Annotated in this window: 15 protein-coding genes and 1 tRNA gene; 8 read left to right on the top strand and 8 right to left on the bottom strand. The window is 70.6% G+C overall.

Annotated elements, in window-relative coordinates:
* The first annotated feature begins 274 nt into the window (after positions 1-274).
* Both RYH80_RS13560 and RYH80_RS13555 read left to right on the top strand, forming a co-directional pair.
* Positions 275-784 carry a DUF7522 family protein gene (locus RYH80_RS13560; RefSeq protein WP_370904413.1) on the top strand — a complete coding sequence of 170 codons (510 nt, stop codon included), beginning with the start codon at positions 275-277 and terminating at the stop codon, positions 782-784.
* Positions 781-1,302 (top strand): HAD family hydrolase, encoded by a 522-nt coding sequence (locus RYH80_RS13555; protein ID WP_370904412.1) that lies wholly within the window; start codon positions 781-783, stop codon positions 1,300-1,302. The genes RYH80_RS13560 and RYH80_RS13555 overlap by 4 nt, the downstream gene beginning before the upstream one ends.
* Before the next feature lie 3 nt (positions 1,303-1,305).
* On the opposite strand, the gene RYH80_RS13550 is transcribed toward RYH80_RS13555, so the two are convergent.
* On the bottom strand, positions 1,306-1,689 hold the full coding sequence (locus RYH80_RS13550; RefSeq protein ID WP_370904411.1) for a DUF5822 domain-containing protein: 384 nt from the start codon (positions 1,687-1,689) through the stop codon (positions 1,306-1,308).
* A gap of 139 nt (positions 1,690-1,828) precedes the next feature.
* Here RYH80_RS13550 and panB point away from each other — a divergent pair, with 139 nt between their 5' ends.
* Positions 1,829-2,641: a 3-methyl-2-oxobutanoate hydroxymethyltransferase gene (gene panB / locus RYH80_RS13545; RefSeq protein WP_370904410.1), complete on the top strand. Its 813-nt coding sequence runs from the start codon at positions 1,829-1,831 to the stop codon at positions 2,639-2,641.
* Positions 2,642-2,767: 126 nt separating this feature from the next.
* On the opposite strand, the gene RYH80_RS13540 is transcribed toward panB, so the two are convergent.
* From RYH80_RS13540 to RYH80_RS13525, 4 genes are all read right to left on the bottom strand, one after another.
* Positions 2,768-3,541: an alpha/beta fold hydrolase gene (locus RYH80_RS13540; protein ID WP_370904409.1), complete on the bottom strand. Its 774-nt coding sequence runs from the start codon at positions 3,539-3,541 to the stop codon at positions 2,768-2,770.
* 96 nt (positions 3,542-3,637) lie between these two features.
* Complete coding sequence (locus tag RYH80_RS13535; RefSeq protein WP_370904408.1) at positions 3,638-5,416, bottom strand: flippase activity-associated protein Agl23; 1,779 nt, start codon at positions 5,414-5,416, stop codon at positions 3,638-3,640.
* 125 nt (positions 5,417-5,541) lie between these two features.
* Positions 5,542-5,955, bottom strand: coding sequence for a hypothetical protein (locus tag RYH80_RS13530; RefSeq protein ID WP_370904407.1), 414 nt, complete (start codon positions 5,953-5,955; stop codon positions 5,542-5,544).
* 69 nt (positions 5,956-6,024) lie between these two features.
* A tRNA-Arg gene (locus RYH80_RS13525) sits at positions 6,025-6,097 on the bottom strand.
* A 233-nt stretch (positions 6,098-6,330) separates the two neighbouring features.
* Here RYH80_RS13525 and RYH80_RS13520 point away from each other — a divergent pair.
* The 4 genes from RYH80_RS13520 (at position 6,331) to RYH80_RS13505 (ending at position 9,252) form a co-directional block, all read left to right on the top strand.
* Positions 6,331-7,389, top strand: a complete 1,059-nt coding sequence (locus tag RYH80_RS13520) for a prenyltransferase (protein WP_370904406.1) — start codon at positions 6,331-6,333, stop codon at positions 7,387-7,389.
* Between the two features lie 111 nt (positions 7,390-7,500).
* On the top strand, positions 7,501-7,692 hold the full coding sequence (locus tag RYH80_RS13515; RefSeq protein WP_370904405.1) for a methytransferase partner Trm112: 192 nt from the start codon (positions 7,501-7,503) through the stop codon (positions 7,690-7,692).
* 123 nt (positions 7,693-7,815) lie between these two features.
* On the top strand, positions 7,816-8,589 hold the full coding sequence (locus RYH80_RS13510) for a DUF7524 family protein (protein ID WP_370904404.1): 774 nt from the start codon (positions 7,816-7,818) through the stop codon (positions 8,587-8,589).
* 243 nt (positions 8,590-8,832) lie between these two features.
* Entirely contained in the window at positions 8,833-9,252 is a 420-nt protein-coding gene (locus RYH80_RS13505) for a DoxX family protein (protein WP_370904726.1), read from the top strand.
* A 123-nt stretch (positions 9,253-9,375) separates the two neighbouring features.
* Here RYH80_RS13505 and RYH80_RS13500 read toward each other — a convergent pair whose 3' ends face one another.
* The 3 genes from RYH80_RS13500 to RYH80_RS13490 all read right to left on the bottom strand — a co-directional run bounded on the left by RYH80_RS13500 (position 9,376) and on the right by RYH80_RS13490 (position 12,193).
* Complete coding sequence (locus RYH80_RS13500) at positions 9,376-10,632, bottom strand: DR2241 family protein (protein ID WP_370904403.1); 1,257 nt, start codon at positions 10,630-10,632, stop codon at positions 9,376-9,378.
* A complete protein-coding gene (locus RYH80_RS13495) occupies positions 10,633-11,649 on the bottom strand; it encodes a CbiX/SirB N-terminal domain-containing protein (RefSeq protein WP_370904402.1) in 1,017 nt (338 codons plus the stop codon).
* An 88-nt stretch (positions 11,650-11,737) separates the two neighbouring features.
* Positions 11,738-12,193, bottom strand: coding sequence for a superantigen-like protein SSL4 (locus RYH80_RS13490; RefSeq protein ID WP_370904401.1), 456 nt, complete (start codon positions 12,191-12,193; stop codon positions 11,738-11,740).
* Positions 12,194-12,416: 223 nt separating this feature from the next.
* On the opposite strand from RYH80_RS13490, the gene RYH80_RS13485 reads away from it, so the two are divergent.
* Positions 12,417-13,022: a DUF7523 family protein gene (locus tag RYH80_RS13485; RefSeq protein ID WP_370904400.1), complete on the top strand. Its 606-nt coding sequence runs from the start codon at positions 12,417-12,419 to the stop codon at positions 13,020-13,022.
* Positions 13,023-13,073 lie beyond the last annotated feature (51 nt).

Here is a 13,073-nt window from a genome sequence, read left to right as displayed (position 1 = left end):
CGCCGGGGAGACGGACGCGTCGTCGGTCGCCCGGGTGGGACCCGACGGCGGGACGCACGACGACGCGTCCGGGCTCACAACAGACTGATCACGACACCGACGACCAGCAGGACGATCAGGAGTCCGGCGACGACCGCGAAGAACCTGTCTGCGCCGTCCATGTCCAGTCCCAGACCGGGCGACGACATGAACGTTTCCGGGACTCTACCGCCGCGGCGGCACCGGCCGCTGGTCCTCCCCGAGAGTTAACTGGCGAGGTGTCGTAGCCGTGCGCGTGCCACTCACACGCGAGTCGGAACTCGTCGCCTTCGACGCGGACGCCGCGACGGCGGGGGTCCGCGAGGCGACGCCGGGGGTTCGGTTGGTGGTGGAGTACACCGACGAGTCGTTCCGGACGCTGTACGCGGACGACGCGACGCTGTCGCTGTTCGGCGACAGGGAGGCGATGCGGGAGTACTTCGCGTCGGTCCACGACTACGTGGGGATCGACTTCGCCGAACGGGAGCTGTTCGAGGACACCCTCCGTGCGGCCGGCGACGTCCGCGCCATCACGACGCACATGGATCGAGCGACGGTCGTCCGGATCCTCGTCGGCGAGACACAAGGGCTGTTCGTCTCCGTCGACCCGGACGCGCCGGTGACCGACCTCGTCGCGTGTGTCGAGGAGACGGTCGCCGAGACCGGCGGTGTCCCCGAGGGGACGAGTGAGTCGGGCGATGGGACGGACGCGTCGGCGGCGGACACGACCGCGGTCGAGTCTCCCGGTGGGAGCGACGACGCGTGACCCCGAGCGACTACGAGACGGTCGTCTACGACCTCGACGGGACCCTGGTCCGGTTGGCGGTCGACTGGGACGCCGCGGCGACCGACGCTCGGGCGCTGTTCGCGGCGAACGGCCACGAGGAGGACGGACTGGGACTGTGGGCGATGTTGGAACGCGCCGACGACCACGGGCTCGGAGACGAGTTCGAGGCGCTGCTCGCCGAGCACGAACGCGAGGGGGCACGGGCGTCGACGCGGTGTCCACGCGCCGACGACCTGCCGTTGTCCGTCCCGACGGGCGTCTGTTCGCTGAACTGCGAGGCCGCCTGTCGGATCGCACTCGACCGCCACGAACTCGCCGACGCAGTCGACGCCGTCGTCGGTCGGGACAGTGTCGCGACCCACAAACCCGATCCGGCGCCGCTGTCCGCAGTGATCGAACGACTCGGCGGCCGCCCGGCGACGACGCTGTTCGTCGGCGACTCCGAGCGTGACGAGCTGACCGCCGAACGCGCCGGTGTCGACTTCGAGTACGTGTAGCGCTCACTCCGACTCCGTCTCTGCGGGACGCTCGCCGTCGGCATTGAGCCTCTCGTCGTCCGCGGGCTCGTCGTCCCTGGGTCCGTCCGCTGCGAACTCGTCGTCCGCGTGTTCGTCGTCTGTGGACTCGTCGTCCGCGGGCTCGTCGCCCGTGGGGTCGTCGACGCGGCGAGCGAACGCGTACACGCCGAGGGCGGTGAGGATCCAGACGACGGCACCGACGCGGATCGCGAACTCGGCGCGTGCGCCCCACGACTCCAGCGGCGTGGCGAGCGACGCGAGCGCGACGACCGGGGCACCGACGACGATGGTGACGACGAACGTCGTCTGCATCACCCACCCGTAGTCGACGCCGTCGGGGTCGTACGTCTCGACGCGTTCGGGCACGGTCGTCGTTGCGTGCCGGTGGGGTAAGCCGTGTCGGTTCCGTCGACAGGTCGTTGGGTGAGCCGTGTCGGTTCCGTCGGCACGTCCCTCGTGTGTCCCGACCGTGCGGTTTTAGCCCACGGTCGTCAAGAGGGCGGTCGTGACGACGACGCGAGACCTCAGAGAGGCTGCCGGCGAGGAGCCGATCACGATGTTGACCGCCTACGACGCCCCGACGGCCACGGTCGTCGAGGCGGCGGGCGTCGACGTGATCCTCGTGGGTGACAGTATGGGCAACGCCGTCCTCGGGTACGACGACACGCTCCCGGTGACAGTCGACGAGGTGAAGAGCCGGACGGCGGCCGTCGCCCGCGCAACCGACGAGCCGCTCGTGGTCGCCGACATGCCGTTCCTCTCGTTCGGCGTCGACGAGAGCGACAGCGTCGAGCAGGCCGGGCGCATGCTGAAGGAGGCAGACGCCGACGCCGTCAAGCTGGAGTCTGGTCCCCACACTGTCGACCTGACCGAGCGACTCGTCGAGTTGGGCATCCCGGTGATGGCCCACCTCGGTCTGACGCCACAACACGTCAACCAACTCGGGGGGTACCACCGCCAGGGCACCGACGAGGACGCGGCGGCGGAGCTGTTGGAGCTCGCCGAGGCCCACGCGGAGGCGGGTGCGTTCGCGCTCGTGCTCGAGCACGTCCCCGCGAACCTCGCCAGTTCGGTGACGGAGGCGCTGTCGATTCCGACGATCGGCATCGGTGCCGGGCCGGAGACGGACGGACAGGTGCTCGTGATCAACGACGTGCTGGGGTTGAGCGACCGTGCGCCGCCGTTCGCCGAACAGTTCGGGGACGTGCGCGCCGAGATGCGGGACGCGGTCGACGGGTTCCGCGAGGCTGTCGAGGACGGCTCGTTCCCCGCCGAAGAGCACAGCCACTACGAGTCAGACGTCGACGACGTGTACTGAGGGGTCGCTGCTCTGGGGGACTCACTCGACGGAGGCCCACTCGGCGGAGACCCACTCGACGGAGACCCACTCGACGGAGGCCCACTCGGCGGGGAGCGGCCGGACGACGTGGCCGACTCGCTAGACTCAGACCGCGCGGTCGAGGAACGACCGCACGGCCTCGTTCACGGCGGTCGGTCGCTCCAGCATCGCGAGGTGGCCCGCGTCCTCGACGACCCCGAGTTCACAGTCCGGAATCCGCTCGTGGAACGTCTCGTGGTAGGCGGGCGGCGTCAACTTGTCGTGTTCCCCGACGAGCGCCAGCGTCGCGACCGCGATCTCCCCGAGGCGGTCGCGCACGTCGAAGGTGTGACACGAGCGGAAGTCCCGCTCGGTGACCGCTCGGCCGGTCGCGCGCATCGTCTCCCGCGAGGCGGCGACGGACCGCTCGTCGGGGTCGTGGAACAGCCGACCGGGCTCGTGGAGGAACTCGACCGCACGGTCGAAGTCCTCCGCGAGCCACACCAGCAGATCGTCCATCACCGGGAGGCGTGGGCCAGTCCCGGCGAGGACGAGCCCGGACAGCGGGTACTCGCGGGCGAGTGCGACCCGGAGCGCGACGGCCCCGCCCATCGAGTTGCCGACGAGCACGTCCGCGTCCGTCTGCTCGGCGACGGCGACTACGTCGTCGGCGTACGCGCCGAGTGTCTCCGGGCCGGCGTCGGCGTCTACGTCCTCGCTGTCGCCGTGGCCCGAGAGATCGACCGTGACGACCGGGTGGTCGTCCGCGAGGCGTGTCTGTCCGCGCCACACGTCGCGGGTACCACCGCTCCCGTGGACACACAACACCGTCGGTCCCGTGGCGTCGTGGTCGAAGACCTCGTAGGCCGTCTCGCGGCCGTCGTGACTGACCGTCTCCATACTCGCTCTCCGCGGGGACGGGAGATAAGTGGGCCGCTCGACCCGTGTGGGTAGCGTAGTGGTCGAGCGGGACCCTCGGGGCGGCGTCGTGCCCGATCAGGTCGCGGTCGCGTTCGCCACCGCGGAGCGGTCGACGAAGAAGGTGACCGGGCGGCCGACCGTCCGGAACCGGTACGTCTCGGCGTCGTAGCCGTCGAGTCGCGCGGCCACGGTCTCGCGGCGGTCGGCGTGTGCCAGCACCACCGGCGGCGGGTCCGAGCCGAGCGCGTCGTCCAGTTCCGCCTCGTCGTAGGCACACGCCGCCTCGGCGGCCGTCGTCTGGAGGTACCAGTGGATCGGGAGCGTCCGCACCATCACCGTACACACCGGCTTCGGCCCGCCGCCCTCACCCTCTACGACCAACTCGCGGCCGTAGAACAACACGTCCGTCCCGTCGTTGTGCGGCGCGACGGTCCGGAGGTCGCGGATCGCCGGACGGAAGTCGTCCGCCGGCTGGGCGTACTGGACCAGCTGGTTGGAGTCGGCGGCCGGGTTCTGGTAGGCCGCCGTCGCCGTCGTCACTCCTACTTGGCCGACGACGAGCAACAACACGACGACGGCGGTGCCTGGGCGGAGCGACGACTCGCCGACGGCGTCGACACCCCACCGCAGCACCCACGCCAACCCGACCCCTGCGGGGATCGCCAGCGGCACCAGGGCGTTGACGACGATCCACGCCCCGAAGATGTCCGTCCCGAGCGGGTAGCCGAGCACGCTGACGAACCCCCAGTAGGCGGCCACCATCACCAGCGGCCGCGCCCGGTCGGTGGCGTACCGTTCCAGCAGGAACCCGCCGACGGCGAACCCGACCAACGGCACCGCGAACCGCCCGAGCACGCCCAGCGTGCGTTCGAGGAAACAGACGTAGCCGGCGACCAGCGTCTCCTCGTAACACTTCTCGCTGGCGGAGTGACCGAACCAGTACTCCAACCCGCGCTCGAGGTCCGCGACGGTGGCGTCGACCAACGCAGGCAGCCGCGTCGGCGACGCCAGCGACGACCACAGTCCCAGTCCGTTCGGGTCCCGCGGCGCGTAGAAGAACAGCGTGAGCGCGGCGAACAGCCCGACGGCGAGGGCGCCGTGGCCCAGCCAGTACCCCGTCCACCGCCGCCCGCTCGCGGAGCCGAGCGTCGCCCGCACGCGTCCGAGGCGTGCCCGGATCGCGGCCGAGCCGCGCCGCTCGCCGTTCGGGTCCCGGAGGTAGTAGTCCAGTGCGAGCCCGCCGGCTCCGAGGTAACACAGCAGGTAGACGACGGCGTTCTCCTTCGAGGCGAACCCGAGCGCCGCCAGTGCCGTTGTCGCGTACAGCCACCGCGGCGCCCCCGTCCGGTGGGCGCGCAGCAGTGTCCCGAGGGCGGCGAACATGAACCCGGCGACGAGGATGGTGCTCCGGAAGAACCGCGAGTAGTACACCAACACCGGGTTGAACGCGAGGAACCCGGCGGCGACGACCGTCTCCGTCGGGCGGAGGCGGTCCCGGAACAGCAGGACGGCCGCCGGGAGCAACCCGCCCAAGAGTGCCGTGACGGCCCGCATCGTCACGTCCGTCGCACCGACGGTCTGGAAGACGACGCGGTCGACGTGTTGGACGAACGGGCCGTGGATAATGTAGCGGTAGTAGAACTCGCCGCTGCGGGCGTACTCCAGCGTCCAGTAGGCCACCCGCCCCTCGTCGAAGTGTGCGACGCGGTTGCCCAACGCCGCGAACCGGACGACCAGCGACGCGGCCGTCACGACCGCGACGGCGAGGACGACCGGGGAGACGCCGTAGCGGTGGTCGACGGCCTGGAGGGCGGTCGCCACTCGCGAGCGGAGGTCGGCGAACCGACTCGTCATACACGCCACTTCCGGGGGGTAGGCAAGTAACTACCGGGTTCGGGTGCGTCGTGTGCGAGTCACACCGAGTTCGGGTGCGTCGTGTGCGAGTCACACCGAGTTCGGGCGAGTGAGGGCCGGCGTGTTCAGACGAAACTCTCGCGTTCGACGGTGACGGTGATCTCGTCGAGGAGTTCGCCGTCGAACCCGTGCGCTTGGACGATACAGGTCGACTGCGGCGGGCAGGTGACGGTCACCTCCGTCGTCGTCATCTCGATCCTGACGGAGTCGACGACGCGACCGGTGACGCTCACCGACGACACCTCACGCACCTGTGCGCCGGGGTCGAGGACGACCGTCACCTTCGGGTTGCCGAACGTCGAGAGACTCGTCTCCGGCGAGACGGAGGCGAACACCTCGGACTCCTCGACGCCGTCGACCACGAGGTTCATCTCGCCCGTGTAGAGGAACACCGGGAGCGTGACCAGCGAGATGGCCAGCATCGTCACCGCGACGACCGCGAGTGCCTCCCGCGGGCTCGTCGACCCGATCGAGACCACTACCAGTCGGTCGCAGTCGGGGAGACATAAACCTTCGACTGTGCCACGAGCGTCGACGGAGAACGGTCACGTCCCGGCAGCGATTCGAACGCTGGTCCCTGGCTCCGCAAGCCAAGAGGATAGTCCACTACCCTACCGGGACTCGTCTCCGTGTTCGCGAGATTCGGGCAAGAGCGTTACGGTCGAGGGTGTCGTCACCGCACCGTCTCCGAGTCGTGACGGATCGGTTGGGACACGAGTGCCGTGTCGACACGAGCCGGTGAGGGCGCGGGCGTCGCGTCGACACCACCGCAGAGAGGCGATCACCCCCTTGCGGCGAGCCCATCTCGAACCGCCACGACGTAGTGGGTGCGTCACCACGTTCGTCACGACACCGTGAGTGACACTCTCGATCGAGACGCGTCGGACGAGTCCCCCGACACCGACCGGTCGAGGGCGACCGCGGCAGACGGCGGCGACGGGGAGGCGTCCGTCGACGAGCGACCGGCGACGCTCGCCGGGACGCTCCGGGAGCGGTCGCCACTCGTCGTCGCGGTCGCCTGCTGGCGGATGGTCCGCCCCGACCAGGTCGCGTTGATCTGTCTGTTGTACGTCACCGGCGCGGTCGTCGGCGCCGTCGAAGCCGACCTCGCCCCGGCGAGCGCCCTCGGGGGGTCGTCGTGGGCGGCGGCACAGATCGTCGGCGGCGGCGTGGCGTTGCTCGCGATCACGGCGACCGTCCACTACGCCAACGAGTACGCGGACTACGAGACGGACGCGCTCTCGCGAGGCTCGACGTTCTCCGGCGGAAGTGGTGCACTCCACGCGGCTGGACTCCCGCGGGCCGTCGCCCGTGGTGCGACACTCGCCGCTGGCGTCGCCGTCGTTCCGGCCGGACTGGTCGCCGTCGCGCTCGGGACACCGCCGCGGGCACTGGTTCTGTTGGGGGTGTTGTTCGTCGGTGGCGTCCAGTACTCGTTGCCGCCGGCCGAGTTGGCGTGGCGCGGGCTCGCGATCCCGACGAACGCGCTGTTGGGCGCGTGGCTGTTGCCCGTGACTGGCGCCGCGACGGTGACGACGCCCGGGTCGCTCTCACTCGTCGCGTTCGTCCCGTTCACACTCGTGACGTGTCTGAGTCTGCTGGCGACGACGTGGCCGGACCGAGACGGCGACGCCGCCGTCGGCAAGCGGACGCTGGCGACGCGGCTGGCACCGGTGACGCTGTGGCGACTCGCCGTCGTCGTGGTCGTCGCGTACCTCGGGAGTGTGGTCGTCGTCCACCGGCTCGTCGGGATCCCGACACCGGTACTCGTCGCTCACCTGCTGGCCGCCGCTCCTGCCGCGGTCGCGGTGCGGACGTACACGCGCCGGGAGTCACCGGTCCCCGCCGTCGCGGCGATGGTCTCGCTGGCTGTCGGACTCGCCGTCGCCTGGACGTGGGTGTGGGTAGGGTAGTGGGCACGTGGATGCAGACGGAGCGTGCCGGGACGTACGTGCGCGACGCGAGTGAGACGCCGAGTCGCCGAAACCGTAGGCTTTTGATCCGCCCCGTCCACCACACGGGTGATGAACGAGTCCCTGCTGGACATCGTCTGTTGTCCGGTCGACAAGAGCGACCTCGAGCTCGAAGACGAGCGGCGCGAGGACGGCGAGGTCGTCGCCGGCGACCTGGTCTGTGTCGAGTGTGGCGAGGCGTACCCCATCGAGGACGGGATCCCGAACCTCCTCCCGCCGGACATGCGCGAGGAGGCGGCCTGACACGGGAGGCGGCGGGGTCACGACTACGACGACGGACGGGCGGCACGAACGCACCGAGTACGACGAGGTGACGACCGCGACGGGGGACGAACCTTTTTGCCGAGTGGTGGAGTAGCGTCACGCGTGTCCCGGACACCCGGAACGGCTCCCGACGCGTTGGCGGTCGCGCTCAACCGCGAACGACTCAACGGCGTCACCGCACCCGACCAGTTCACCGCGACGGGAGACTTCCGTGTGGAGTTGACGAACGACGACTCGCCGGTCCACGTCCACCTACGGTTCGACGACGCGTTGGGTCGTGTCGCGGAGACGACCGGGTCGAACCACTACCTCGATCCGGGCGCACGGCTCGTGGTCGACGTGCCGGTCGCGGACCTGTCGGAACCGGTCGAGGGCGCGCTCACGGTCGTCACCGGCCACGGCTCCGTCGAGGAGACGGTCGCGGTCACCATCGACCCGGACGACGGAACGACTGGCCGAACCGACAGAGCGGTCGCCGGGAGTGCCGGCGAGTCCGTCGTCGGGAGTGACACCGGTGGCTCCGGAGGTGCGACCACGGGCGGCGGTGTGGCGGCGTCCGCCGGCCGTGGGAACGGCACGGCGTCGCCCGGCGGCGCGTCGGCGGCGGCGAGTGGTGGTGGTGGTGGGTCCGGCAGTGGGCGAGGCGGTGGCGGGTCCGGCGCCACCCCGACCGCCGTGGTCGAGTCGGTACGAACGGCCGTCGCCGACGGGTCGAGTCCCGCGACGGGGACCCTGTTGGTCGGTGGGTTCGCGGCGGCGGTCGTCGTCCTCGCGCTGGCGCTGGCCGTCTGGGTCGACAGCGTGGTCGTCCTCGGCGGCGCATTCGCCGTGGTGGTCGCCGTCGCCGCCGCCGGCTACATCCTCGCGGCCGGGTAGTCCGCGGTCGACCCGCCGCCGTCGACGCCCGCAGCGATGTCACGCACACTCGGAGCGACGCATCCGACACCCGGTGACACCGACGCAACCGGCCGACACTCGCGTCCACGAGTAACATCTATGTTAGCTGACACTTATTCGGGGCCGGGCCGTACGGGGTGACGTGACGACAGCGACGACCGTCGAACGAGCGGCGTACCGTCCGTGGACCGACGCGAGCCCGACGACGGGGGTGACGGGCACGTGACCGTCGACGCCGGACTCGGGGGCGTGCTCCTGTTGGTCGGACGCGTCGCGTTCGGGGGGTTCCTCGCGTTCGCGGGGCTCAACCACTTCCTGAACGCCGACCAGATGACCGGCTACGCGGCCTCGAAGGGGATCCCTGCCCCCGGGTTCGGGGTGATCGCCAGCGGCGCGATGCTGGTGCTCGGCGGGCTCGGCGTCCTCCTCGGCGTCTACCCGGTACTCGCGGCGGGTACGCTGGCGACGTTCTTCGTCGTCGCGACGCCGACGATGCACGACTTCTGGGCGGTCTCCGACGCCGAACGGCAGTCGGAGTTCACGAACTTCACGAAGAACGTCGAGTTGCTGGGTGCCTCGCTGGTGTTTCTCGCACTCGGCGGCCAGGAGTGGGCGTTCGCGCTCGGCGTCGGAGTCTTCTGACCGGGACGGGCGCCGGGGTCGTCTGGCCGAGACGGGCGCCGGGGTCGTCTGGCCGAGACGGGCACCAGAGTCTTCTGACTGAGACGGGCACCGGGGTCTCCGCGTGACGTGTCTCCCCGCTCGTCACTCCGCCTCGTCTGGCTCCGTCGGCACGCCTGCGAGGTTGCCGTCGTCGTCGAACAGTTTCGCGCGGAGGAACCGCGTCCTGTACCGGTTGGCGTCGTCTTTCACGTCGGCCTCGCGGATCTCGTCGGCGCGGCCGTCCGCGACGGCGTCGATCACCGCCTCCAGTTGCTCCTTCTCGCTGGGAGTCAACTCGAGCTCGTAGGTTCGAGGTTGCTCGCTCTCCAGTCGCGTCCACTTCCGCGCGGCGGTGATCACGACGGAACACGGCTCGCGACACGGGAACTGACCGTCACCACCGTCGACCGCCAGTTCCGTCTCGTCGTCGTACTGCCACTCGCGGCGCTTGAGACACTGCGAGTCGTCACAACAGCTCTCGGCGACCCAGTTCACGTGCTCGTGACCCTCGCCGCGGTCCCACGTCTTCACGACGCCGTAGATGCCGGTCTGACGGCTCACGGTGTCGCGCCAGTGGTCCACGTCCAACTCCCCGCGCCGCTCGCGGTACCAGTTGGCCACCGTGGCGGGGTAGAACGTCTCGACGGTCTGGGCGACCTCGCGCCACCCGAGGTCCGGGAATACCCACCCGGACTGCAACGTCGGGGCCGTCTTCAGCGGCCGGTAGCGATCCCGCTCGTCCGTCTTGGCGACCTCGCGGGCGTCGAGGGGGTCCTCGTGTGTGGTCAGCGCCGCCCGGTCCGTCTCGGCGTCGTCGACGTGTCGCACCTCGTAGACGCGCTCGCCGTCGGCGGCGAGCCGCGCCTCGATCCGCAACTGCCCCCACTCGGTCACCGCGCCGTCCGCCAGGACGTCGTACCGCTCGGGCACGCCGTGCGTCTCGCCAGCGGGTGTGTCGACGGCCCCGTCGTGGTCGTCGGTGTCGACCGACAGATCGTCGCCCTCCACGTCGCTCTCAGTGTCGTCTTTCGCGTCGCCGCTCTCTGAGTCGTCACCGTGGTCGACACCGGTCTCGATGGGTGCGCCCTCCAGGCGACGACAGAAGGCGCGACGCGGACTCTCCGGGTTCCGAACCGTCCACTGCCAGAAGTACCAGTTGGTGACGTACGGGGAGTCGGCGGCGTGTTCGCGCAACTGTGCGCGGTCGAGCCCGGTCGCGGTCGTCGCTGGCGTCTCGAACGTGAACCCCTCGGCCGTCCGCTCGACGCGGAGCCCGTCGAAGTCGACACCCGGCGCGGCGGCCGGGACGCCCGCGTCGCTCGCGGCCGCGACGAGGGCGTCGAACTGTCCGTCGTGCATCTACTCGCCCGCCTCCTCGGCCGTGGTGTCGTCTCGCTCGGTGCCGGCTGCCGCAGCCGTCGGGCGACCGCCGTCGGCGACCGCCTCGCCGTCGTCACTCTCCGTGACCGCCTCACCGTCGTCCCCTGCGGCCGGTTCGTCGTCCGCGGCCGCCTCCACGACGCGTGTCGCCTCGCGGACGTCGGCGACGGCGTCACCCACGTCGGCACCGGCGTCGGCGGCGCGTTCGAGTGCCACGTCGGCCAACAGCGGCTCCGTCCCGACGGCACCGGCGTACCAGATCCGACGCCCGCCGACGGTCGCCGGCACGTCGTACCCCTCGCGGTAGTCGTCCGTGAGCCCCACGTCCTCGGGGATGTCCTCCTCCGTGTGGTAGCCGTCGGCGATGAACAGTGGCACGAGCACCACGTCGTCCGTCTCGAAGAACTCCGCCACGTCGTCGACCTCGGGGTCCTCGTCCATGTAGAGGTCCCGCACCTCGTCGAAGCGGTCCAACTCCCGGACGCGGTCGGCGTGGTACTGGATCGCCTTCGCGGAGTTCTCGTTGCGTTCGGTGCCGTGGCCGACGACCGCGAGTCCGAACCCCTCGCCCACGTCCGGGTCGCCGGTCACCGTCTCGGCGCGGCGGACGATCACGTCCGTCATCGTGCGGTGGGTGCCGACCGGGCCACAGTAGTGGACCGTCTGGCCGGTGTCCGTCGCGGTGTAGGTTGCCACGTCGGCACTGATCCCGTCCGACTCCCAGTCGGCCACGTCCCAGCCGTCCAGGCGGAGTTCGCGAGGGATCACCTGCTCGGTGAAGTACCCCTCCGAGACGAACAGCGGGACGACGTACACCTCGTCGCTCTCGACGGTGCGGAGCACCTCCCGGAGACTCGGCTCCTCCTTCCAGAAGCCGGTCGCCACCTCGTCGAACACGCCCGTCTCGCGGATCGTGTCCGCGTGCTCGTACGTCGGCGTGCTCGAGTCGGGGTTGAGGTGAGAGCCGTGTGCGACCAACACGAGCGCTTGTGTCATACACACGAGCAGGGCCGGACGAGTCTTGAGGGCTTCGGAGCGGCCGACTGTCCGGGAATCGTCGGGTCGACGACGGCGGGCGGTTCGGTCACACGTCGAGTCCCGCCGGAGCGTCGATGGGGTCGTCAGTCCGCGTGCGAGCGATCGCTCGGACTCTCGCCTCGATCTCGTCGCGCCGAGCGACGAGCGTCCCGACGAGGAGTCCGAGCAGCGCCGTCGCCGTCGGGAGCGGCGCCGCGACGGCTGCCGCGACCCCGACCGCGAGGACCCCGGCGATCGCCACCGCACGCGTCGACACGTCCGTCGGCGAGTCGACGCGGAGGGAGTCCGCTCGCCACGTCGCCGTCGCCCGTGAAGCGTCGGTGGAGGGCCGTGTCGTCTGCGGGGCGGTGGAGGGCCGTGTCGTCTGCGGGGCGGTGGAGGGCCGTGTCGTCTGCGAGGCGGTGGAGGGCCGTGTCGTCTGCGGGGCGGGGACTGCAGTACGGGTCGTCTGCCCGGTCCGGGTGGAGAGCCGTGTCGTCTGCGGGGACTGTCTGTGCGACATGCGAGTGAACACTGGCACGCCACCCACGTAAGTGTAAGCTGAATGGTATTTCTGTCGTGTCGGTTACTGAACCCGGGTTCTGTCCGGAGTGTGATACGTTCCCTCTCCCGTGTCGATCCGTCGTCGGCCCATCCGGGTGCTCGAGCGTGGACGACGCCCGTCGCCTCCCCAGGCTCGCGTCGGCTCCGGTAGGTCTTTGCTCACCCGCACGCCTCTACCGACCGTGACAGTCGCGGAACGCACACGCGAGGCGGTCCGGGCGCGGCCGTTCCTCCACGACGCGCTGGCGGCAGGGGTGGTCAACTACGCCGCGGCGGCGGCGACACTCGAGGTCGACGCCGGCCAGGAGGCCGTGACGGCCGCACTCCGGCGGTACGCCGAGGAACTGTCGCCACCGGGCGACGCGGGCGAGGCACGGGCGCGACTCCACCGCGACCTCGTCGTCGTCGGGGCGGACGAGAGCGGCGACACTACGGCGGCGTCCGAGGGGAACGACGGTAGTCCCGACGACACGACGGTGTCCGAGGGGAACGACGGTAGTCTCGACGACACGACGGTGGCGTCCGACGACACCCCCGAACCACTGCTCGTGGTCGGCGGGAGGAGACTGGTCGACGCCGCGGCGACTGGACAGCGGCGTGGCGACCTCGCGGCCGTCCTGGCGACCGGCGACGTGGCGCCGTCGGCGGTCGAGCGAGTGGTGGGGCGCCTCCGCACCGCCGACATCGACCTCGTGGCGGCGGCCGTCACCACCGACGCACTGCTGGTCGCCGTGCCACGGCGCGCCGGTGCCGACGCACTGCGAGTCGTCGAGGGCGTGTTCGAGTGAGACCGTGTTCGCGTAGTCTCCCAGCGTCGCAGCCACTCGTCGGCGACGGCG

The sequence above is a fragment of the Halobaculum sp. MBLA0147 genome, from assembly GCF_041361345.1.
GTDB lineage: Archaea > Halobacteriota > Halobacteria > Halobacteriales > Haloferacaceae > JAHENP01.
The sequence above is the reverse complement of the archived record's forward strand: the minus strand, read 5'-3'. Positions and strand labels throughout refer to the sequence as shown.

Coding starts and splice junctions, on each gene's coding strand:
- RYH80_RS13540 (WP_370904409.1), bottom strand. CDS start 3,541: ATGGAGACGGTCAGTCACGACGGCCGCGAGACGGCCTACGAGGTCTTC.
- RYH80_RS13490 (WP_370904401.1), bottom strand. CDS start 12,193: ATGTCGCACAGACAGTCCCCGCAGACGACACGGCTCTCCACCCGGACC.
- RYH80_RS13535 (WP_370904408.1), bottom strand. CDS start 5,416: ATGACGAGTCGGTTCGCCGACCTCCGCTCGCGAGTGGCGACCGCCCTC.
- RYH80_RS13495 (WP_370904402.1), bottom strand. CDS start 11,649: ATGACACAAGCGCTCGTGTTGGTCGCACACGGCTCTCACCTCAACCCC.
- RYH80_RS13500 (WP_370904403.1), bottom strand. CDS start 10,632: ATGCACGACGGACAGTTCGACGCCCTCGTCGCGGCCGCGAGCGACGCG.
- RYH80_RS13515 (WP_370904405.1), top strand. CDS start 7,501: ATGAACGAGTCCCTGCTGGACATCGTCTGTTGTCCGGTCGACAAGAGC.